Below are 23,462 nucleotides of genomic sequence, written 5' to 3'. Positions count from 1 at the left end.
CTGATCTGTTGAACGCTAAACGATCTCACGCAGCCCACCCGCGCTCGCCGGCCTACCGCCTGTTGGCATCCCTTGTCAGTCTGGCCGTGGCCTGGACACCCTGGGCATTGGTGTGGGGCGATGAACTGGCCGATCTGGGGCGAGAGGGACAGGCGTTCGGGGCCTCTGAAATCGGCGTCTTCGTGCTACCCCAGATCGACGGGGGAACCCTGGTCTTTCCGGGTCATGGCGGCACGGATGCGCTCGCCATCGAAGGGCTGTTCCCGGGGGCCTCCGCAGCTTCAGCGGCGGACTTCAGCGCTTGTTATGGCAACGCGGCGGGTCTTGGCGCGCAAGGCCAGGCGGTCCAGGCCGATCTGCTGCAGACCGATTCCGCCCACGGATCGGCCTTTGACAGCCTGCATGGCGGTTTCGGCGTCTCGGACATCGACCTGCGCGGTGATCCCCTCTGGTCCCAGACCGACCCGCTGATGGCGGACATGGCCGGGATGACCGCGACCTTCACCGACTGCTCGGTGCAGACGGCGTTCACCGGCGGCACGCGCCAGGCCCATCTCCCCGAGATCGAGACTTGTCAGCAGGTCCAACAGGGTGGCTCCTGCCGCATTGGCCACACCTACACACTGCCACCGGCGGAGACCAGTGTCTCTGTTACAGGTGGTGCGGAGCTGATCACCTGTGGCCATGGCTGTGTCGAGGTGGTGTTTGATATTCCGGGCTCTGATCCGCTGCCGTCCTGCGACACCTGCGGGTTCCCATCACCACACACCTTCAGTATCGCGATCAGCGAACCGACCCGGGTCGAGCGCATCGGTGTCTCCCTGACCGCGCGGGACGCGGATCCCAGCGCCGTTTGCGATGCCGATTGCCGCCTCAGCGCCATGGAACAGGTCTGGGAACTGCGCTTTCCAGGGTACCTGGATGCCGACACCAGCCTGGATTCGGGCACGCCAATCCGCCGCCGCCCCCTGGTTGATCAGGACCACACCGTATCCTTGCGCCGTGGCGGGTCATTCCAGTTGCGCAATGTCGCGCGTTTCGCAACCGAGGCCGGGCAGTGGCACCAAGCCGACGGCGCGGTGCGAATCCGCCTGCGCATTGCATTAACCCCTCGCCCACTTACCGAGCAAGTTTGGGACGCGACACGCGCCTGTATTCACCTGGCCGAAACCATGCGTCCTGGTGCGTTCTGTTCCGGCAGCGCGGACTGTATTGGCGCGCCAGCGCTCGATGCGGACGGCTGTTACAGCGCGCTTGGCGTGCGCATCTGTGCTGCAGATTTTGGCCCCTCGCCCGTCCCCTGGCTCAGTCCCTTCTGCCGCGAGATCGCCATCGAGGCCGATTGCGCCGGGTTCAATGCGGGAGAAATGGACTGTTGGACTGACCCCCAGGGCGAGCGGCACTGTCCTTTCAACCCAGGCGACATCGCCGATGACTGCGGCCCGCTGGTCGATGACCCGGCGTGCCAGTTTGTCGAATCCGCCTGCGTCGAAGGAGCCCGCGATCCCCATGGCCTGTGCTATGTCACCGAATCGCGTTTCGATTGCGGAAGCACGTCAGACATCCCCACCCTAACCCGCGAGACCGATGTCACCTGCGCCGGCCCGGTACGCTGTCTGGGCGATGACTGCCTGGATCTGACCTACGAGCAGTCCGATGACTTTGCCGAGGCCGCCGCCGCGCTGCAAGCCGCCGAGTTCGTGCTACTCGATTCTAACTGCACCGCGCCGGGTCACTGCGAGGTCTTCTCAGGCATTGCCGCCCAGTGCAAGCAAGCCGTCGGCGGCGTCGTGGATTGCTGCGAGACCCCGCAGGGCATTTTCCTGGTCGACTACATCCAGCTGATGTTTATGGTGACCAAGGTCGATGCCGCCATCATGGCCTCCGAATCCGGCTATGCCCTGCGCGGCAGCTGGGAGGTACTGCGTGATCCGTTGGTGAATAGCTGGGATGCGGTCACCGATGCCTTCACGACTGCCGCCAACAACCTGATGGGCAAGACCGCTGCCTCGGCCAGCGAGGGCGCGGCTCGCTTGTCTCTGGATGCCGCCAAGCAGGCCGTCATGCGCCAGACTGCGCAGTGGGTGGCAAACATCTTCGGCGATGCCGCCGCCAATGCGCTTTTTGTTACCTCGGGTGGTGGGCCGGCAGTGGTCGGCGGCACGGTGCAAGCGGGACAGTTGCAGCTCGGAGGACTGCTCGGCACGACGCTCAGTTGGATCATGACCGCTTGCATGATCTATACCCTGGTCATGATCCTGATCCGCATTATCTGGAAATGCGAGCAGCATGAGTTCGAGCTGGGCGCCAAACGTCAATTGCGCTCCTGCCATTACGTCGGCAGCTACTGCAAGAGCGACATCCTGGGCTTGTGCATCGAAAAGCGCAAAAGCTACTGCTGCTTCAACAGCCCGCTTGCGCGGATCATCAACGAACAGGCGCGGGCACAGAGCGGCCATGGCTGGGGCAGTGCCAAAAACCCGGATTGCTCCAGATTGAGCTTGCAGGAGATGGAACGCCTGGATTGGGAGCGGATTGATCTGTCCGAGTGGCTGGCCATCCTGGCTGAGTCTGGGCAGTATCCGATAGCGGCCGATCTGGATATTGAAACGCTGACGGGCACCGGCTCTGAGTTAAGCACCGGCGCCCGGGCGGACGCGGCCGAGCGCAGTGTCCTGCGCGCCGAGGGGCTCAATGGCGGTGACATCGTCCATGATGCCGCCGGAACCCTGCGGGAGCAGATCCGGGCGGATCTGCCCTGAGTGCTGTAGTACAGGTTTGAGGGTCAGTCGTCGCTGGCAGTTTGATTGGTGTCGTCGCTGGCGGGCGCTGATGCATCGTTAGCGCTGGCAACGTCGGTGTCAGTTGCATCCGCCTTCGTGGAGTCGTCAACATCCACCAAAGACCCCGAGACCAAAGTCGCGCCGATCGCGTCGCCATCGGCTTCTTGAAGCGCGTCCGCCTGCCCGCGCCGAACCGCCGAGTCCCGCGCCCGGCGTTCCAGATCGATCAGCTCCCGCCCTAGCCCATAGACCAGCCGACGCAGATCATGGGTCGCATCCTTGCGCTGCTTGTTCGAGATCAGCCCCGCGAACCACAGCCCATCGAGCAGCATCAGCGTCTGATCCAGACGCACGATCAAGCGCAGATACTGCGCCAACGCCGGTGAGGACAGCTGCAAAGTGACTTCGCGGGGATGGGTGTAGCGCGGCACCGGCACGCCGCCCTCGCCATCGGCGAGCTGTTTCAGCCTGGCCTGCTCTTCGGTTAGCCGCTGCGCCACCGCCCCGATGCGCTCCGAGACCAGCGCCTCGATCTGGTCCATGTCAGCGTCATCGCCAATGATGCGTAGCACCACCGAGATGCCATAAAGCGCCCGCACCACCAGAACAAAAGAGCGTCCGCGTTGCAAGACATACTGAGCATTCTGACTGTGAATGGTGACGGTTTGGTCGAGAACGGGCTTGGAAAAAGCGTGTTTGTGCGTCTGTGAGACCTGGGCCATCGGGTAACCTCCGCTTTGGTACCAAAAGCTCAGGCTAGCCGGGATGTCGGCTGGATGCAGCACCGAAAGATCATCGTTTTACGGGCTGATTCGGTACACATCATTTGATTCACGGTCTGCGAGTCAACGGATTTTCAAGACCAAGGCGCAACATGAATAAGATGTAATTTATCCACGGGTCAATTCCATCTAAAATACTAGGGTAATGTCGCAACAAGGGGGGGAAGAGCCGTGAAGCGAGTCGTTCCTTGTCACAACCCGACGCCGGTGGTCCAAGCCGATGCGCCGTCGCGGTTGATTCGTCGTGCCCGCCTGGCCATGGGGCTGACTCAACGGGAGCTGGGCGAGCGGGTCGGCTTGCCGCAATCGGGGATTTCGCGAATCGAGAACGGCGATGCCGTCCTGGAGCCGGCGGTGTTGGCACAACTGGCGGCGGTCCTGGACATGGGCAGTCAGGGCCTGCGTTCCCTCCTGGATGGGCTCAACCACGACAGCTGGCGGCAGTGGGTGTGGATGTCCCGGCGCCCGCCGAGCGAGAAGCTGTTGTTGCTGGCGCTGATCGATGGCGTTGAGGGGGACACGACCTTGAAGCAACTCGAAGACATGACCGGGTTCACCATTGGCACCCTGCGCGCGGCCATCGATGGACTGGTGCGGGAAGGGCTGATTCAACTGACCCTGGATGCGCGCCGTCAGGGGCCTTCCGTCGTTTTGATGACAAAACAAACAGAGAGGCTGGCCGCATGAGCAAAGCAACGATCACCACCTTGCATCCACCGCCTGGGCGTCTGAGCCCGGTGCAGCGCGCGCTCGAACCCCATGGTCATGTGACCGAGTTGATGGCCGGGGATCTTCTCGCCCCAGCAATCACCCGACAGTGCATCGGCTTCGTGCTCATGGGGCAGTTACAGCTGACCTGGCGGGCGGGCGAGCGCCACAATGGCTTGAGCATGCACCCGGTCGATGCGGGGCATTGGTTCGGCGGCAACAACTGGCTGCTGGATGCGCCGCCGCCGACGCTGTGGTTCCGGGCAAACCGACTGACGCGGGTGTTGACCATCGAGGTCGAGCAGCTGCGGTCGCTGTTGGTCGGCGAGTTAATCGAACTGAATCAGCCATTGCGCGATGAAATGCTCCAGTCCTATGCGCGCTGCTGGCTCGACCTGGCCGAGCGTCATCATCGCGCCCACGCGGTCCCAACCGAGAAACGGCTGCTCGATGCGCTCCACGAGGCCGCCGCTTGGTCGTCGGCCATGTCGCATCCGGAGGGCACCCTGGTCAAGGTGGGACGTGATCTGCTCGCCCAGCGCATCGGCTGTGCACGGGTGACCGTCAGTCGGGCATTGGGGCGCCTGGCTGCGGACGGTCGAATTCGCCTTGAAGGCCGCCGAATCCTGCTGCTCGGGCATCAGGGCCGCGGAACGCCGGGTGAAACACCCTTGGAACGCCAGGCGGCCTGAGCGGTTGTCGGCCTCGGTCAGCGAACTACGATCACAGGATGACGACAGGATGTCATTGCCAGGAAAGACGCCCTCAATGGCCGTCATTCCGTGCTGCTCGCCTGACAAGGCCCTGCTAGTGTCGGGGCCATGTCATTTTGACGAGCAGCCAACACCCGTGAGATCAATCGCAAAACAACGATCGCCCGAAAAGATCATTCCAAGACCAAGACGACTTCGATCCCATAGCGCGCTTTTCGGCCGCCACCTGGTGGCCGCCTTTATTCTGGCTGGAATCGTCGTTCCTCCCGTCTCCGGAATGGATCAACCACTGCGCGAACTGGGCTTCGAGCGCTCGCTCAGTCCCTGGGAGCTGCGTCGAAGCTTACTGCGACAAACCAAGACAGCAAGGACGGCAGGGAGACATCATGTCGAAAGCACGGCACCTCCTGTCCCGAAAATCCGGCGTATCAGCGCCGTCACCGCGCATGAACCCGTCTCCGGGACCATCAAAGCCCGACGGGCGCGCTTTGCGCCGCTAATCATCGCCGAAGCCCGCCGCCATGGCATCGACCCCAATCTCGTCCATGCCGTTATCCGCGCCGAATCGGCTTACCGGCCAAACGCGAAATCGCCTGCCGGTGCTTGCGGGTTGATGCAACTGATGCCGGCGACCGCCAGGCGCTTTGGCGTGCGCGACATCTGGGATCCCGAGCAGAATATTCGCGGCGGTGTGGCCTATTTGCGCTTCCTGCTTGACCGCTTTGACGGCGACATCCGGCTGGCACTCGCCGGCTATAATGCTGGCGAGGGTGCGGTGGCGAAATATGGCAACCGGATTCCCCCGTATCGGGAGACGCGGGAGTATGTCCGCCGGGTTATAGGGTATTTTGGTTGAGAATCCGTCAGCGGTATCAGGGCTTTGACGGGGCACTTGGTTGGCTTGCGTTGTCTGTGCTCAAGCCAACGGAAAAATCCGCTCCTGCACCGTCGGATTGCTCTCCGCGCAGACCACATCTAGATGCACGGTCGCGCGGGTAAGACCGCAAAACAGCACCTGCAGCTCGCGCTGAAGATCGGTCTCGCGCGGGTCGACATCGACCAGAATCACCGCCGCTGCCTGCTGGCCTTTGAACCGCCTCACGGAGTCGAACAAAATCTGCCCGTCGGAGTAGATCTGATTGCCGAGCAGGTCGTAGGTATTGGTAAAGCGCCTGAGGGTATGATTGCCGACCCGCGTGCAGTCCTTCATCGCTGTGCTGCCGACACCCCGGCAGGAGAGAATCGCGATATCCTGCGGGCGAAAGCGCTGCTTCAGCCGTTGCCCGACGATGCGCCCGATCAGTTTCGGTTGCTCAGTTGACTCCTGATAGGGCGTCACATGCACCCCCAGCCCTGGCAGATCATTCGCGCCCGTGAATACAAACTCTGGCAGCGCCTGGCGGATAAAGCGCGCGATGGTCTCCGGCGAGAGATAATTCAGTAGCGACTGAAAACCGACGAAGTCCTGCTCCTGCAACGCCATGGGCGTGGTCGAGCGGACATTCTGATTCGGGTCCTCCAGCCATAGCATGGCCGCCTCCTCGCGCAGAAACAGCCGCACCGCCTCGAACCAGTCGCCCTCGAAATCCTGCGCCTCATCGACAATCAGCGTGTCGAAGCGCCAGTCATCCGTCGGCTCTTGCATCAGCGCCTGTTCTTCCACCTGCTTGGCCGCCGCCGTCCAAAAGGCCGGATCAGTGCGCATGTCATCGAAATTGAGCGGCGCGCCACGCGAGCGCAGAAACTGATCGCAGAAGCCATACCAGGTCTCCACCATCCCGCCGCGCCCGACCAGATGCTTCAGCCGCTCCGCCAGCGGTCGGTTGAAGCACAACAACAGCGGCCGCTGGCGGCGCTCCAGACAGTCATCGAAGAAGTGCCGTGCCACCAGGGTCTTGCCATTGCCGGCGGTGGCCAGCACATGCAGGCGTAACTGGCGCATACGGATATTGGCCAGCACATCAAGCAGGCCATGGGACAGGCGGGTATAGCGCCGCTCCTGCTCCCCGATATAGGCATGCACATCCGGCACTACCTCGAAGGTCTGGCGGAAGAACCCCGCCACCTGTTGCGCGCGCGCATCCTGGCTTGCCGGCCCCGGCGGCAGAATGGCCTGAATGCGCTCGGCCAGGCGCTCGCGCTGGGAGGCATCGACAATCCGCTCGACATCCAGGCCCGCTGCATTGAGCTGGCGCACCGCATGGTCCGGGCAGTAGATCAGATACTCGAGCTCCAGGCGCTGCTGCTTGCCGAGCTGATAGGTGAACTTGTCGCGGATGCTGTCGAGCGAGCGCTGAATCTGCACGCCAACATTCTTGCGGTTGTCGCCATAGTGCTTGATCAGCTGCCCATCGGCTTCTTCCAGCGGACCGTTCTTTTGCTCGATGCACAGCACCTGCCCGGCGCGGTTCAGCACCACGAAGTCGATCTCGCCATACAGGGTGCGGCCCTTGTACTGACGCGTCCAATGCACCCCATGGAAGACGGTGTAGGCAGCGGGTAGGCGATTTTGCAGGACGGCGAGGGTGGCGATCTCCGGCTCATGGGCGCCGCTCAGGGCGAGGCGTGTCAGGTCGGAGGGGATGATGGTGGCCATTGTGCTTTGCCGCTTGTTTGATACTCAGGGCTTGGACCGCATGCACTCAGGGCATCTACCGCCAATGAGGGCGCGTGGCTTTTGCACTAAACGTGCATTCTCGGAATATTCGGTTTAGAGTTCCCGGCCATCTTGGACGTTGGCTGTCATAAAGCAACGTCCATTTGGGAATGTTCAGCGGCAGCCACGTCGCGAGAAGTGAAAAAATGAAGCGCATCATCCTGGTTTTCGGACCAACATCTGATCATCCAAAGCGCCGTGGACGACATCCAGTCGGGCGCGGGACTCGGAGAGCAGCCCTCCTGAGAGAAGGGGGAGTTTGAATGCAAAAAATGCCGGCTCATTCGCCAGTCGGGCCAATGAGGCTTTCCCCTCCGGGCTCGCTAGCAGCGCGGATTCATACAGCAAGAGTGCGAGTCCCCGATCATCAAAGGCGATGGGTCCCGATTGTTCGTAGCAACCCTTGACTGGGGCATCCTGGAGTACGCCCCAGTCAACGAAGGAGCGAATGACAAAACGCGCGTAACGGCTTACGGTTTGCCGGTCGCCATAATTTTCCTTCAGCCGCGCGACGATCTGTGCCTGGGTGACCTGATCCTGCAGCGCTAGCAAACGTCCGGTCTGGCGGGCGATATTGAACCAGAAGGGGTAAGCGGCTGAGATCATGGCCCAATGCAGTGCCAGGCCACTCTTGGGATCTTGGCGCAGCATCTCCAGCACGGCTGCGCGAAAAGGACCAAGCTCGGCATCGGCGGAGCACCAGATGGTCATCAGGTTATTGACGGCAAAAGCCCGAGTCTGGGCGCTGCGTTGGCCATCGGTTTCCCGATTGAGTGCCTCGTGCAATTCCATGCGAATCGCTTTGGCATCCACGCCAGCCAACAGCAGGTTGGCCGTGCGCTGCATCCAGTCCAGGCGAATGACCTGCTTGATGCCGATGGCCTGGTGACGTCCGTTCATGCGCGCGCCGCTCCCTTTACCCTGCCATCCGCCGCTCGAAGCGAATCAGCGGGACGATGACCTCCTCAATCGCCGCGCCGCCATGCCCAACGATGGTTTCCCCTTGAGTAACGAAGGCATGCCGATCACCGGCCAGCAACGGGTAATAGTGCTCTGGTAGACCAATCGGCGGCCATTCGCGCGCAAAGGAATATGCTTGCGCGACCGGGGAACGCAGCACAGGTGATGGATACACCCGCACCCGTTCGCCGCGCGTTTCCGCCACCACCCCCTCGTTGGGCCGCCCCTGACCTTGGCATTCCAGGTTGCCATGATCGGCGGTCAACCAAACGGCAAAACCCCAGTCGAGCAATTGATCGATTAGCCCAGCGAGAAAGCCGGTTTGGCACCACTGCTGGATTTGCTGATGCATGCCGGCCGCGCCAAGCTGCATCCCATGCATGATCTTATCGACTTTATCGACAACCAGACCGACCACGCGCGTCTTGCGAGGATGGATCAAATCGCCCAAGACGGAGCGCGCATCGCCGTCGCCCAGACCCCGCTGAAACGCCAGGTCCAGCCGCGAAAGCCCCTGGCTTTCCCAGAACTGCGTCCATAGCTTCTCCTCACGATGGGTGCTGTGGATGGAATCCGGAAAGGCGCGCGGCGGTTTGCCGGCGAAGATGGCTTGCCGGGACACCGACGTCAGGGTCGGAATCCAGGCGAAGGTCGCCGACTCGCGCATGACGAGCGCCGGGGTTTGCTGGTGCAGCAGCGGACGCAGGCCGACCCATTGATCCAGCGCCAGTCCATCGACCACGATCAGCGCCACCCGCTGGCCGCCCGGAGTCTGCGGAGCTTCTTGCTCCATCTCCCGTGCCAGCCGGCGCGGCATTTGATGCAGCATGGCCGGTTCGGTCGGCGGCAGGTTGATGAGACTGGCATAGTGGTCGGCAAGCCAGTCGACAAAACGGCTGTTGATGGTCGTGGCTATTGTCTGCCATTGCCGGCGCGGCTCGGTTTGGGTGCTGGCGTGAACCTTGGCGCTCAACTCAGCCCACAACAACGCAAAGCTGATCCAGTCGCTATGCCGGGCATCCGCGGGCGGACATTCCTGCGCGACGCGATCAAACAGTCGCGCCATGCGTATCGCCTCGTCATCGACCGCAGCGCGCAAAAGACCGCTGCGCACCCAGGAGTCAGACGGCAGCTCGATGTTGTTGGTCAGGATGGGTGTGAGCCGACCTTCAAGAAAGAGATTGTCGATATAGACGCGGATATCGTGATGATCGAAAGGCAGGTGCTCAGGGCCGGGGTATTGGAATCCGCCTTGACTAGCGACGGGCACCAACCTCGGCTCGGCGACCTGATCACCCTGCGCCAAACCAGCGACAAAGACCGGCCAGCGTTCCTGCATGAAAGCAAAAAAGGCCTCCGCGTCGGGCAACAGGTGCTCCAACGGCCAGTCGCTGAATCTGGCCTGGGCTTTAAAGACCGCGATCAAGCGTTCAGCCAGCGCGGATGGCAGGCGCGGGGATGCCGAAGATGACGGGTTGGAATAATGCAAGCGCAGTAATGCGCGCAACAGATCCGCGTCGGTGGTCACCAGCTCCGCAGCGACGCCAAAGACGTGTCGGAGGATAAAATCCCGCGTGGCATTGTCACCCAGGCGATCTGAAGGTCCCTGCTGTTGGGCAGCAAACAGAGCATCGAGCAGCCCCCGATCCAGCGTCTCGATGACCGGATAGCTCAGCTGCGGGAAAATGGATCCTAAGTCGAATGCCAGCGTTCGCCCGGCCTGAAGAAGATCGAACGGCAGCGATTCCAGATTATCGTCAGCCGCGCGCAGGATCACCACCAAGTCTGTTTGCTCGCCACGATCCCAGACCGACCTATAACCCGACTCATAGACATAGCGAAACTCAACCGGATCGGTGAACTCGATCAGCTCGAATCCGCGTTGGCGCAACGCCACCGCGAGTCGCTCTTCCGTCAGCAGCGCATCCGGATCGGCGACCAGCGTCAGCTTGCTCAGGTTCGGTACGAACTCTCTGAGAATCTGGTCGCGCCAGCTAGGCATTCTTGTATTCACTAGGCGCGAGCGGTTTGACCGCAGCCTGTCCCTTTCCAACAATCAGGGGCGCTGTCAGTAGCAGTCATCTTTCCTCCGGAGTAATGCGCAACGCCAGCAAAGGGCGAATGTCGGGCATCAATGCGCGCGCGGTTTCAAGCGCTTGACGCCATTCGGATTCTTCGGCATCGCAGCGCGTGCGGCGGTAGTGCCGCACCTCCGGCAGGCCAAGCCGTTCAATCGCACGGCGCCGCGCACTGAAAGCGGTTTGGCCGCGTTCTTCCTCGCGGCCTAAGGCGTCGTGGTGCGTCTGGCGCAAGGTGTCGAAAATGGTCTGCCCAGCTTCTTCGGCGGCAGTGAGCAAAGATGCGTAGGCGATTCGGGAGGCGTCTTGGTCGAGCGATGAACGCACCTCGGGGTCGGTGCTGACCAGAGTGTCCCAGATGTGGCGGGCAGTCGGCAGGAAAACCTGTCCTTCCTGATTCAGGAACAGGCTGAACCAGTCGCGGCGCATCGGCGGAATGCGCAGGGATTGGTGATATGGCTGGTCGGTTGGTTGGACGCCGGCGTGCAGGCGGATCTCAAACAGCCCCCAAAGCCCGGAGATGCTGGCTGGCAGGCCGCTCACGGCGACGCAAGGCAATGGCTGACCTGGCGCGACCTGCGGCAGGTTCATGGCCAGCCCACGAACGCGGCTGTTTTCAGGATTGAGCAGGGTTGCGTCGGTGAGACGATCCGCCTCTCGGGCGCTGAACACGGCTTTGCGATGCTCCTCGCCGTCCGGCCAGTTCAGATCCCACCAGGAGCGCTTGCGGGTGGCCGCGCCTCCATGGGAGTTGATGTAGGCTACCGTCATCCGCTCCACCCAGTGGGGCAACGGATGCGAGCGCAGCCTCTCAGCCGCCTGCACATCCGGTTCTTCGGAGAGGCCATAGATGGCGGAGGACTCGCGCACCTGCTGAATCTCATCGCGAATCCTGGCCACCGTGTGATCGACCGAGGTTTCGATGCCGTCAGGATTCACCAAGGCCTGCGCGAACACATCCTCGAACAACTCACCGGCCTGGGCGGAGTCGAGCACGTCGCCGGTCTTGTCGATGCCGAATTCTTTGAAGATCACTGAGAGCTTTTGCTCCAGCACTTCGCGAACCCGAAATTCGACCGAATCTTCAAATACGAAATTGATTGCCCGTACCGCTTTTGGCTGGCCGATACGGTCCACGCGGCCGATACGCTGCTCCAGCCGCATGGGGTTCCAGGGGATGTCATAGTTGATGATGACATGGGCGAACTGCAGGTTCAGACCCTCACCGCCCGCATCGGTGGAGACCAATACGCGGTGCGATTTGCGGAAGGCATCCTGGGCTGCCCCACGTTCCTCCATGGCCATGGAGCCGTTCAGGGTGACCACCGAGATTCCCCGGGCTTCCAGAAACTCCTTCAGCATTTGCTGGGTCGGCACGAACTCGGTGAAGATCAGCACCTTCAGATCCGGTTCGTTTTCCTCGGCTTGCAGCTTGTAGATCCACTCGATCAGCGCCTCGGCCTTGGCATCCGGTCCCGCCTGCTCACAACGGACCGCCGCTTCGAGCAGGGTCTCGACATGGCTGCCTTCACTCTGCAGAGCCGACACCTGGGATTTCAGCAGCTCATCGAGCAGCTCCTGGCCATCCATGTCATATAGTTCGGCCATTTCATCGTCTGGGCTTTCCGATCCCTCCGTGCCGTTTTCCAGCTCCGCTTTCTCCAGTTCCTTTAGGCGCAGGCTGGCCTGCTGTTCGCCTTCCTTGAGTGCGGCAAGCCGCCGTTCCAGCGTAGTGCGAATCGCTCGGGTGCTAGAGACCACCAGGCGCTGCATCAGGATCATCAGAAAGCCGATGTGGCGCTTCTTCTCGCGCAGGGCCTGGTTGTAGCCCTCGCGCACGTAGTCAGTCACCGCTTCGTAAAGAAGCTGCTGCAGGTGATGACGGCTCTCCCAGGCCACCGGGGCCATCTGCGTGCGCCGGGGTTGGAAGAGCGGCTTGCCGTCGGCATCGATCGCCTTGCGCTTTTCGGTACGGATGACATACGGAGCCACCCGCTCGCGGGTGACGCTGTCCATATCCGGAAAGGCGTCATTATCCAGCAGGTTCATCAGGCGATGGAAGGCATCGGTCTTGCCTTGGTGGGGAGTCGCCGAAAGAAGCAGCACATAGGGCGCGGCCTCCGCCAGGCCCTTGCCGAGTTTATAGCGGGCGACCTGATCGGTGCTGCCGCCCAGGCGGTGCGCTTCGTCCACCACCACCAGATCCCAACCGGCGGTGATCAGATCCTCGAACCGGCTGCGGTTGTAGTCGGCAACGCGCTCGGCGGTCCAACCGCGCCGCTTGTCCATGGGCTTGACCGAATCCAGGGAAACGATGACCTGATCGAACATCGACCAGGATGGGTTCCGGTGGTCAGCGCTCTTTCCAAATTGGGGGGCCAGACGCTGCAAGGTGCCGATGTCATCGCCCAGCACGAGCTGGAACTGCTCATTGAAGTGGGTCTGCATTTCCGCCACCCACTGGGTGGCGATGCCCTTGGGAGAGACGACCAGGATTCGCCGAACCAGCCCGCGCAGCTTGAGCTCACGCATGACCAGCCCGGCTTCGATGGTCTTGCCGAGGCCCACCTCGTCGGCCAACAGATAGCGCACGCGGTCGCCTGAGATGGCCCGGGACAAGGCGTGGATCTGGTGCGGCAGCGGGATGACGTTGGACTCCATGGGAGCCAGCAAGACATGGCCCTCGGTGGCGCTGCCATGGCCAAACAGACTGCCTTCGAGCACCTCGGCTACCTTGGCTGCGGCGGCCACGTAGGCTATGCGCCCGACCTCGATCTCCGGCTGCAGGTCTGCACTTAGCGGCCGCAAGGCGGAGCGGGGTACGCGCACCACTGCGTCCTGGTTCGGCAACCAGACGCGGCACACCGTCTGCCCCCACAGGGTCTGTTCTTCGATGACCTTGCAGGCGCAGTTATGAAGGCTGCTGTAGTGCCAGAGCACTTCCAAGCTCAAGCCCCGTCAACACCAAGCATTTCAAGAAGATCGCCACGCCGGAAGGTTGCAGAGAGCTGCTGCAATGAAATGTCTCGCTTTCCATAGCATTGCGTCAGCGCTTCGGTCACTTTCGCCACAGCTTGAGTGTGATACTGTGCCGCGTTATTCCTAAGCCGCTCCTGAAGTTGCGTAAAGTGACGATGGGTCACGTCCTCCAGACGAAGCCCTTCATCATCAAGTAAAGCTGTGCCAATGAGCATTGAAAGATAATGGGATGCATAGGGCATGAATAACGGTGGAGCCACATCTGAAGGTCGCTTACGTTCGTTTTCGACTTCACGAAAAATCAGGACGGCAAGGATCGCCTGAGCGGCATTGAGATTTTGGAAAATAAGATCATAAAGCTTGCCAAAATGCTCCTTACGTCGAAATTTGGCTTGATGCGGTCTCTGCCTCCAGACCGCAAGGGTTGCCTCAGCGGCAATCGAACTAGTAATCACATTTGAACCGCCACCGCCTTCTTCACGCTGGCGCCTGTAAGTAAACCCCAGATCCTTGATTCCCAATTCCAGGTTCTTTTGTATCTCGTCATTCGAGCGAAGGTCACGCAGATCGACCGGATTCTGGCTATTCGTTGCATAGGTAATATCGGTCACGAAACCCTGATCATCATCAGCCAGCTCGTAAACCCGCACCATGACATAAGTATGCTCAAAATCAGCCAGCAAATCAGGTGAGCTCAGCGTCTGCTGGATGGTCTTGCAAGTCTGCCCACCGTTAATCACCTGCATGTTCTCCAATTTTAATTGATAGTTCGCACCCTGTAGCGCATTGTGACGAAAACTGTTGCAGATGATCGTGATGCCGTTGTTGAAAAAATAGAAGTTTTCGCGACTCGTTGGATCAGCTAGCGTGCGGTGGATATCTGCGTTGACTCGGTTCTCGTTCAACCCCAAGTAGCGCCGAATGTTACGTTGCAGCAGTTGATCATGATGTCGGTTAAACAGCTCGGCAATTTCAGAAACCTGAACCTTACCGATCACCACACGGCGGAAGTTAAAATTTTCAAACACCGCGTCGCCCACCAACCTGAGCGTGTCATTAACGGTCTTTGCTCTGCGCAGAATCTCAACGATTGAGTTATGGTTGAAATGTATCCAAAGCGTCTGCTTCTCGGGCAGCCCCGACTGGTCAATCCAGCGTTGCGCCTGTTCCGTCCATTTTGCGCCGTTATTACACAACATCACTCGAACATTCGGGATATACCCATCCCGCACCAGAGAGCGAATCTCTTCCACCTTAGGTTTCAGCAAGGGATTGAGGTCGATCTCCTTGGCTGGGTCAAACAGTGTCTGGACCGTGTTGACCGCCTTCTGGACGCCATTCTCGGGAAAGTTGGCTGTACCATCCAGGTTGTTGATCTTGTATTTTCCTTGAAACAGGGTCACTAGAAATTCGCCATCCTCAACCTCGCCAATGTCTAAACCATCGACTCCGGCATCATTTCCACCCTCGGTCAGCAGATCAACCGCCTCTTCCAAAGGAATATCGAGACAGTTCGCGATGCACAGCAAGACAAAGGCGGCTGAGCGTTTCTTGTTTGGATCTCCTGCCGGAAGCCAGTCGGAATGCTTCTCCAACAGCCCAGTCAGTTGCTGATCAATAATACTGGCATTGATGTCCATCGTTGGCTCAACCTCCCAGCCGGGTGACGGCCTGGTCGTACCACATGAGCAGCTTGGGATCTTCTTCCAGGACGTTGTTGGGGATCTTGTCCGCCACGGCGACGATGACGGCGTAGTCGCGCTCCTGCCAGGCTTTCTTGAATCCGACGCGTACAGCTTCCAGGCGGAAGACCTTGAGCTTCTTCTTGACCTCTTTGTATTCCTCGAACTCCTTGAGCAGCGCCTTCTCGCGCAATTTATCAAGGTCGCCTGCCTTGTTGGGATCGGGCACGTACCAGCGGTCGCGGGCTTTGGTGACCAGCGCCGGATCATCCTTGGGAAGGTTGCGCAGTTCTTTCCAGTTGGTGGAGAGGTAGGCGTGGATCTGCTCGGGCACCTGGCCTTTGCCGTCGTAGCAGAGGAAGTTCTGGTTCAGCAGTTCGCGCAGGTCGAGCTGGGCCTCGTTCTTGCTCCAGCCGCCGAGCTGCTGCATGAACTGCGGATTGATGTCGGAGAAGGTCTGCGGCTTTTCTTTGATGAGCTGGCGGAGCCATTGGATCGCCGATGCCTCGTCGGAGACGAACATCGATAGCTGCTTTGGGGCACCGGAGATCATTTTCTTACGGTCATATTCGGCCACCTGATCCGGCAGAAAATACATGCCGTCACGCTCGATGAAGCGCTGTACAAGCCCGATCTGAAAATCCTGGCTGGAGATCGGCACCGGGTAACCCTTGCGGACATAGAACGCAATCATCTGGTCGAACAAAATGCGGGGATCACGCTCGGGCACCATCAAAAGCAAAAGGCCCTGTCGTTTAGTAACAGGTAGATACTTCAAGTGAGAGCGAACAAAATCCCACACGCCTTCTTCGGTTTGCGCCTCTTTCTGGAAACGCTCTTCAAAGCCGCCATTGGGTTTGTAGGCTGAGATGACAAGGTCTTGCTTGACAGCAGTTGGACTTGTTACTGAACGAAAGCTACGCTGTTTTTTGTCTAATGCCGCAACATTTGCAACAACAAACCCTGCCTCTTGCATGCTTGTTTGGATCACATTCCAAACAGATGCTTGGGAGTTGGAAAATTCGACAGTAACCCACCTCCCAGGCTTTAAGGATAAATACGCTAGGGACAAGCCAGCCCTCATTAGTTCCGCGTAGTCTCGAAGTTTTTTAGTTCTATCTGTTTGTACACGATGAACTACTGCCTCGGTAGCGTCATTTGTGTTTACAGAATGCCATCCTTCCCAGATGCTATTTAGGTCGGAATAAAAAATATTTCCACCAAATGGGGGATCTATAAATATGTAGTCAATACTGTCTTTGACTGAAAGGCCAGCTGAAGAAGCATCTGCGGTAGTTATAACATTCGACTTTGGACAATTCTGAATGAGCTTAACCAGTTCAACCACATTCTTTAGTTTGTCGACTGCAAGGCGGAAAACATTTTGTTCACGGACAAGGCTTGGAATGGTTAATTTGCCTTGCTGGCCACCGCCACCACCCTTCCTATGGCGATACATATTTGAAGCAAGCCACTGGATTGATGTGAGCCAATACCGAAGTGCGTAAGAATTCTGACCAGAACCAGCTGCGCGTTTCCACAACGCCCCAAGAGCAATAAGGTTTCGACGAGTATAAAAATCAGAAGCAGTTTCAATTCCGCGCAAATGAAGGGCGTCTCGCTTGTACTGCTCTTTCTGTTTATTAAGTTTAACTTTAGGCCAATATTCCGGGAGTGCATAATGCTCTATCTTTTTGAGTAGTTGCTGATCGCTATCAGCAAACCCCTTTTCCTTTCGACCTGAAGCAATCTTGTAGTTTACGCTAACAGGTACTTTTTTTACACGCTCCACAATGGTTCCGTCGTGTGATAGCACGCTTTCCATTCTTTTTTCGATGCTTGCTTTACTGAGGGTGGCTTTACAGCTTGGACATTCAAACGAATCTGATGATACTTGGCCATCATCACTTACTGCTGCATCAAGAAACACCACTTCTTCTTGGCATCCGGAACAGGAGAATACGTCGCTCCAAATAACATAATTAATTCGGCCACGAGTCTTGTTATCCGTGTGCAGCGTCTCATACATCCACCCAAGCTCTTCTTCAACCTCCTTGAGAATACATTTTGCATTTTTCTCAAATGTTACAACATCGACTGGCGTATTATAGTTGTAGGCAATGAATGTCGCTGCCGGTGAGAGATCATTGAGAATTGCTCTGCGGACGCCCAGCTTTGAAAACGGTCGCCAAACCTTTTTGCCATCTTCATCCGTTTCTTCCAGCAAAATGGTGCCGTCCGGCTTCACTTGGTAGCCGAGCGACATCACCACTTCGCGCTCGCCACACATTTGAGCAGCCACCCCCGTCATGCCAGTTCCGCAAAAGCCGTCAAACACTATATCCCCCGGCTGCGTGTAATGGAGGATGTAACGCATGATGGCCTTGTGCGGCACCTTGGTGTGGTAGGAGTGCGCGTTGTAAATCGGGTCGTTCTTGCCCTCGCTCACATCGGCCGCAAAAGGCTCGCGGTGATAGTGGTAGCCCTCAGGCTGTTCCGGCTTTTGTGCCTCCCACTCGGCGATGAAGTCGGCAATCCACGGGTTCGGACAGGCGGTGTAGTACGGCGGATCGCTCAGATTCAGGATGTCCTCGTCGTGGCCGTGCGGAAAGCCTTCGATCTTGCGGAATTCCGGGTCCTGTAGCTTCTTGCGCAGTTCCTCGGTAAAGTGGGCACGGCGGGCCTCATCGTTCTCGAAGGTCATGCCGAGACAAGTCACCGGGCCGGAGAGCTTCGGCTGCTGGCCTGGCTCTTCGCTAAAGAGATCCTGTGTTGTCATTGTTGATTCTCCACAATAGCTTTTCCCTTCTCCGTCAGGCGATATTTTTGCAGTCGACTATTTGGTTTATCGGGAATGGTCATTTCTAGAAGTTCAGCCTCCAGAGCGGGACGAAGATAGAGCTTTTCGAAATTGTCTCTGCCTTTAAGTCCCATGGCTTCCATCAATGCATTCCGGCTCTGTTCCCCCTGGGTCACTTTAAGCAGGTTGATAACTTGCCCTGTGACTTGCCCTGTGACTTGCCCTGTGACTTGTCCTGTGACTTGTCCTGTGACTTGTCCGGTACTTGCTGGGTGCTTGCCGGATACTTGTCGGGTTTCGGATGCTTTCTTCTCGCTGAACTCAGGCACCTTGATAACGATTCTGAACACATCTCCCTCGACCAATTCCGGATCTGATCCCCCGTATGCCCGACTGTACTTCATCATTTTACGCATGCCGGAACCAAGTTCGTCGGCGCGACCAATCTGCCGGAAGAACTTGGCAATCACCGGGTTCTTGGGAAACGGCGTGAAGGTCTCGGGATCGAGCCGACCAAAGCCGTGGGGACGGCTGCTGTTCTCGGTGCGAACCTGACCGTATTCAATGATGAGTTTGGCAGGGAAGGCGTTGGTGTATTCCCGGTGAATGAGAAGATTGGACGCGACTTCTCGGAAGATTGCGTCGCGAATACTGATACTCATCGTGCCTTCCAGGTAGAAAGGATCGGGCAGGTGTTTATGGATGAAAGCCATCATGCGTTCGTAGCTTTCTACCAGATTGACATCGACGAAATCCCGGTCGTCGTAACGATCCAGATTCACCTTGCGCAGGATAAGGTCGGTACGGTGATGGGGGAGCGTATTTAAAAGCGGCAATTGTTTTCCCAACAGCAGGATTCCTGCCAGAGTTATGCCGCTTGCGCCAGAGTCCGGGCTTGTTTGGTGGAGTTGTGCACTTTTGAGCAGTTCCAGATCATCCAGATCTTTCCATGGGTGATCTTCCCAGCGGATGGTCGCAGTCTTGCGGCATTTGGCGATCAGGTCTCGATCCAGATCATCAAGCCCAAGGTGAGGGAAAATCCGGTTCTCGCTGTAGGTGGCCTGCTTGCGCTGATACAGGGCAGCAACAAGCGCCGTGTTGTCGGTGATGTCGAAATCGCCGTCTTCGTTGCGGTCGTAAATGCGACCATTACAGCGATGCACCTGCGAGCTTTCCGGCACATAGATGTGGAGCAGTGGTTTGCTGCCAACCGTGACTTCATCCACCGCCAGATAGGTGGGCGGCGATATTTTCTGTGGATTGTTGATGGCCGTGACAAAGTCTTTCCGAATTTGCGCTGCCGCATCGGGCGCGATGCCCTGAATAACGCCGTCATCCAGGACACCGAGGAGCAAGGCGCCACCGTGCCGGTTCAGAAATGCGCACAGGGTTTCATAGACCGACTTGGGCAACTGGTCGCGGCAGGCCTTGAACTCGATGTCCAGCCCTTCGCCTTTGGCAATCAATGCCTTCAATTGGTGTTCCTTCGTGCTCATTTGTGGTTCACCCCTCCATGACGATCCGCACCTTGGCCGGGTCTTTGCCCTTGGTGAGCTGATCGATGTACGCATCAAAGCGTTTCTTCATCTCCGCCGGGGTGGCCGGACCGTCGGTGACCTGCAGGGCCTGTTGCAGCGCCTGCGACTTGACGGTGACCTTGACCAGACCGGAGAGCACTTCCTTCAGGGCATGGACAACGTTGCTGTCCAGCGGCACTGGCAGTTCCTTTGAGTTGATGAAGGCTTCCAGCGGTTCGCGGTCGTCGATTTTCAACAGGTTCATGTTGGCCTGGGTGATCGGATCCTCCAGGTTGCTGAGGATGGTGGATGTCCAGGCGGCCACCATGGCGTCGAGCTGGGTGTCCATTTGGTCGATCATCTGCGCGCCTGCCGAAGCAAAGGTTTCCACTGAGGGCCGGAACCCACAGTGCGGGCAGATCGGCGAGGCGTCGAGGTTTTGCTCGGTCAGTGCGAAGCAGCTTTTCAGTCCGGCCAGGCGGTTTTGGTAATCGGTGAGCTGCTGCCGTGGCATTAAGTCGATGCCGGCCAACTTGAGCAGGGTTTGCTGGCGCTGGTCATTGAGCAGTCTGGCCTTGCGCTTGTCGTCGTTCACGCCCAGCCGGGCCTTGGTGTGCAGGCCGATATAGGCAACGCTGTAGTCCTTTTTCAGGGTCGAGAGCTTGGCGCCAATGGACTGGGACTGGCTGGCCAGTTCGGTCAGGTCGGCTTGCTTGAGGGCATCCAGCACGGCCTGCCGGGTGGTCTTCATGCGATTCACCCAATCATGCTCGGCAGGCAACACCGCCTCGGCGGTGGAGAGCCAGGACGCCGTCGGGCTGTGATCCATGATGAACTCGCGCAGGGCGTCCAAATCGTCCAGCACCTTGACCGCCTTCTCATGGGTCAGCACATCGGAGGCGCTGTAGCGGAAGTTTTTCAGCTTGCCCGGCGAGGAATAGGCCTGGAGCGATTCAAAGAAGCCCTTGGCCTCATCCAGTCCGCTGGCCTGGCTGGCCAGGTCGGTGCCCGCGAGCAGATCCAGCCCCCAGAAAGAAAGCCCCTCGCGCAGGGTTTGCTGGGTCATGACGAGGCGCTTGACGACCTTGCCCACCGCCTGCTGCAAGTTTTGCACCGGCTCGTCCTTGCCCTGGGTGACAAGCTGGGCCATGCCCGGTGTTGTTCCATAGGGGCCGAGTAGCTCGAATAGGGCCTTGAGCGCCGGCAGATTCCATTCCTTGGGCTGCTCCAGGTGCTTGAAGCGGATCAGTTCGTCCATGCTGGTCGCGGCCAGCGGTTGGAGTCCGGTGGCGTCAAACTTTTTGCCCGGGATGGCGAGCACGATGTCGCCGGAATAGACCAGGGATGCCAGGACGACCACCACCCATTCCGGCTCAAGCCGACCACCACCGGGGTTCATGTATTCGAGCCCATGGTCGTCCTGGATGATCTCGCTGCGGTTAACCACCTGACCGTGGCCCTTGGCCTTGACGGCATCGAGGATGAATTGGCTGTACTTCGACTTGCAGGGGTCGATCTTGTCACCATCGAGCAGCTCCAGGGCGTCCAGCACGGACGCGGCCTGCTTGGTGGGTTGCTGTTTTCCAGCGGGGCCGGCGATGGCGCGCAGGGCGTCTTGCGCGGCCTGGGTGCGGTTGTTGCCGGTGATCAGCACTGAGAAGAACGGGTAGTTCGGAGCCTGATTCTCGAAGCTCGGGGCCAGGCAGACACCGGCGACGGTGTTGACCAGGTCGCGGAAGTTGATGGTCTCATCGGGCGACAGACCGGACAGGTCGCGGATGGACTTGCCCTTGGCCCATTCGGTCATGGACTTGGCGCGGCCCTGATAGGTGACCTCGAAGGCCTCGGTCATGTGTTTTTGCAGCCACTGGACCAGTTGTTTCAGGGAACCATTGGCTTTCGCTTCATAGGTGGCCTTGGCGTGGCCGGAGGAGGTGGCGGCAAGGTCCAAAGCGGCTGCGTAGCTCTTCAGCGCGGTTTGGAAGCCCTCGTCGGTGCCTTTCAGGCGGAAAAAGACCTCGTCACAGATTTTGTCGTCCTTGAAGCGCGGCGGATCGAAGGGCTGGATGAAATAGAGGTAAAAGTCCCGTTGCGGCACGGCGGTTGAGCGTTCATTGGGCGCGCCGAAAAAGAGGTAGCCGGCACGGGTGGCCATGCGCTCTTGCCAGGTCAGCTCGTGCTGCCAGATTTTGTAGCCGGTCACGTAGGTGGCGTCCTGGCATTCCATGACCCGCTTGAGTGCCTCGTAATAGAAGCGGTCGAGCTGCCCCTGACCGAGGCTCTCGGCGCGTTTGTCGATCAGGGCGTCGAAGTCGTCGGTCTTTTTGAGGTCCAGATAGTACTGGTGGTTGTCGGCATTGTAGGAGATGAACTGGCCGCTGACGGTCTTGTGGATTTCGCGCAGCACGGTCTCGACCTGGGTTTTCAGATCCTCGTCCGGCTCATCGCTGCCGAGTTCTTCCACCATGGGGTCAAACAGGCACAGGCGGTCACGCAATTCGGTCGCGGAGGCTCCCATGGGGGCATAAATGTCGCCGTGGGTGAGTCGATGAACGGATAAGGCATGGATCAACCGCAGCGCCATGGGTTTGTAGTGCTTGCGCGCAATGGCGTTCTCGATGCGCGATTCGAGAACCTCGCTGCAATCCATAACGGCGCGAATGTCGGGAATGGAGCGGTAGGCACGGTTATGGGTCAGTGTTTTCCAGTAGCGATCAAAGGCGATCAGGCCAGGTTGGTCCGCTGGCACCTCGCGCGTGAGAATGTCTTTCATGCCGGCGGACAGGGTGTTGAGCGCTTGGCGTTTTTCCACCACCGTGACCCGCTCGAAGGTGTCGATGTAATCGGGGTGCACTGGGAAAAGTCGCACGAACTCGTCCATTTGCTCGTTCATGCCACCGTAAAACTTGGCGAAGGGCGATAGATACTCGCGGATTCTGGCCTGTTGTTCAGTGGTTTTTCTCAGCAGCCGCTCGGCGACGACGAATTTCACGTCATTGCGGGCAATCGGAATCTGTTCGAAGCGGTCCTTGACTCTGCGGATGCTGTCGGCGACGAAGGCGAAGCGGGGGCTGTCGAAAATGGCTTCCTGCACGCCAGCGATGAAACGAAAGCGCAGGTTGCGGCAGACCTCGCCGACCTCGCGCAGGAAGTTGAGGTCAAGAATGAGCTCCTGATCCTTGCGGGTGCGCAGATAATCCAGCAGCTCGTCGACCACCAGCAGCAGGCCTTGATCAGGGAAGACCTCGGCGAACCGAGCCATCATGTCCTCGAAGGCGCCCTTGTGGCTGACGATGGTGCTGGCGTCGGGAAAGACGTAATCGACGCCGAGTTTATCGAGATGCTCTTCCAGCTCGGCGACTAGGATGTCGCGCAATGACATGGTGGTGGCGCCAATCTCGGTGCGGATGACCTGGAAACGTCCGGCGATTTGCGCGGCGGCCTCGCGGACGCTTGCGTTTTTCAGGCCGTCGAGCAGGGAGTCATCGGCGGCCACGCTGGAGATGACGGACATCAGGTGGGATTTGCCCGTGCCGTAGTTGCCGATCACCATCAAGCCTTTGTTGTCGAGCGGCTGGTCGAATTGCAATTGTGGGATGGCCAGCGAGGTGAGCCGCTCGGCCATTTCATCGGAAATGACGTAGGTGCTGACCAGTTGCTGCGCCGTGCTTGACTGGTCGGCGTCACGCAGTTGGATGACGGACTCAATCGGATCGAATTGGATCAGCTCGGCGTACTTCATGCGGATAGGCTCCGGGGCAAATTCTTGGGGTGTGATCAGGCCGACAGGACCACAGCGCTTGG

Annotated in this window: 13 protein-coding genes; 4 read left to right on the top strand and 9 right to left on the bottom strand. The window is 59.0% G+C overall.

The genetic code is table 11. The features are described 5' to 3' along the window. The first annotated feature begins 8 nt into the window (after nucleotides 1-8). The gene (gene traN, locus Thiowin_RS03090) at nucleotides 9-2,762 is read left to right on the top strand and encodes a conjugal transfer mating pair stabilization protein TraN (RefSeq protein ID WP_328986278.1); all 2,754 of its coding nucleotides are present in this window, start codon (nucleotides 9-11) and stop codon (nucleotides 2,760-2,762) included. A 23-nt stretch (nucleotides 2,763-2,785) separates the two neighbouring features. Here traN and Thiowin_RS03085 read toward each other — a convergent pair whose 3' ends face one another. Continuing rightward, entirely contained in the window at nucleotides 2,786-3,505 is a 720-nt protein-coding gene (locus tag Thiowin_RS03085) for a hypothetical protein (RefSeq protein WP_328986277.1), read from the bottom strand. A gap of 231 nt (nucleotides 3,506-3,736) precedes the next feature. Here Thiowin_RS03085 and Thiowin_RS03080 point away from each other — a divergent pair, with 231 nt between their 5' ends. From Thiowin_RS03080 to Thiowin_RS03070, 3 genes are all read left to right on the top strand, one after another. After that, a complete protein-coding gene (locus Thiowin_RS03080; RefSeq protein WP_328986276.1) occupies nucleotides 3,737-4,252 on the top strand; it encodes a helix-turn-helix domain-containing protein in 516 nt (171 codons plus the stop codon). Further along, nucleotides 4,249-4,965: a Crp/Fnr family transcriptional regulator gene (locus tag Thiowin_RS03075; RefSeq protein WP_328986275.1), complete on the top strand. Its 717-nt coding sequence runs from the start codon at nucleotides 4,249-4,251 to the stop codon at nucleotides 4,963-4,965. Before Thiowin_RS03080 ends, Thiowin_RS03075 begins: the two co-directional genes overlap by 4 nt. Before the next feature lie 298 nt (nucleotides 4,966-5,263). Then, nucleotides 5,264-5,842, top strand: a complete 579-nt coding sequence (locus Thiowin_RS03070; protein WP_328986274.1) for a lytic transglycosylase domain-containing protein — start codon at nucleotides 5,264-5,266, stop codon at nucleotides 5,840-5,842. Between the two features lie 60 nt (nucleotides 5,843-5,902). On the opposite strand, the gene Thiowin_RS03065 is transcribed toward Thiowin_RS03070, so the two are convergent. The 8 genes from Thiowin_RS03065 to Thiowin_RS03030 all read right to left on the bottom strand — a co-directional run bounded on the left by Thiowin_RS03065 (nucleotide 5,903) and on the right by Thiowin_RS03030 (nucleotide 23,400). Further along, the gene (locus Thiowin_RS03065) at nucleotides 5,903-7,582 is read right to left on the bottom strand and encodes an ATP-binding domain-containing protein (protein ID WP_328986273.1); all 1,680 of its coding nucleotides are present in this window, start codon (nucleotides 7,580-7,582) and stop codon (nucleotides 5,903-5,905) included. A 216-nt stretch (nucleotides 7,583-7,798) separates the two neighbouring features. Next, nucleotides 7,799-8,542: a hypothetical protein gene (locus Thiowin_RS03060; RefSeq protein WP_328986272.1), complete on the bottom strand. Its 744-nt coding sequence runs from the start codon at nucleotides 8,540-8,542 to the stop codon at nucleotides 7,799-7,801. 16 nt (nucleotides 8,543-8,558) lie between these two features. Then, on the bottom strand, nucleotides 8,559-10,604 hold the full coding sequence (pglZ, locus tag Thiowin_RS03055; protein ID WP_328986271.1) for a BREX-3 system phosphatase PglZ: 2,046 nt from the start codon (nucleotides 10,602-10,604) through the stop codon (nucleotides 8,559-8,561). Nucleotides 10,605-10,680: 76 nt separating this feature from the next. Next, nucleotides 10,681-13,620, bottom strand: a complete 2,940-nt coding sequence (locus Thiowin_RS03050; RefSeq protein WP_328986270.1) for a DEAD/DEAH box helicase — start codon at nucleotides 13,618-13,620, stop codon at nucleotides 10,681-10,683. Nucleotides 13,621-13,628: 8 nt separating this feature from the next. Further along, nucleotides 13,629-15,299 (bottom strand): AIPR family protein, encoded by a 1,671-nt coding sequence (locus Thiowin_RS03045; RefSeq protein WP_328986269.1) that lies wholly within the window; start codon nucleotides 15,297-15,299, stop codon nucleotides 13,629-13,631. 7 nt (nucleotides 15,300-15,306) lie between these two features. Further along, nucleotides 15,307-18,120: a DNA methyltransferase gene (locus Thiowin_RS03040; protein WP_328986268.1), complete on the bottom strand. Its 2,814-nt coding sequence runs from the start codon at nucleotides 18,118-18,120 to the stop codon at nucleotides 15,307-15,309. Then, entirely contained in the window at nucleotides 18,117-19,637 is a 1,521-nt protein-coding gene (locus Thiowin_RS03035; protein WP_328986267.1) for a Fic family protein, read from the bottom strand. The genes Thiowin_RS03040 and Thiowin_RS03035 overlap by 4 nt, the downstream gene beginning before the upstream one ends. Before the next feature lie 7 nt (nucleotides 19,638-19,644). Beyond that, nucleotides 19,645-23,400 (bottom strand): DUF6079 family protein, encoded by a 3,756-nt coding sequence (locus Thiowin_RS03030; protein WP_328986266.1) that lies wholly within the window; start codon nucleotides 23,398-23,400, stop codon nucleotides 19,645-19,647. Nucleotides 23,401-23,462 lie beyond the last annotated feature (62 nt).

This window comes from Thiorhodovibrio winogradskyi, assembly GCF_036208045.1.
Taxonomy (GTDB): Bacteria; Pseudomonadota; Gammaproteobacteria; order Chromatiales; family Chromatiaceae; genus Thiorhodovibrio; species Thiorhodovibrio winogradskyi.
This window is presented reverse-complemented; position numbering and strand designations above follow the sequence as displayed.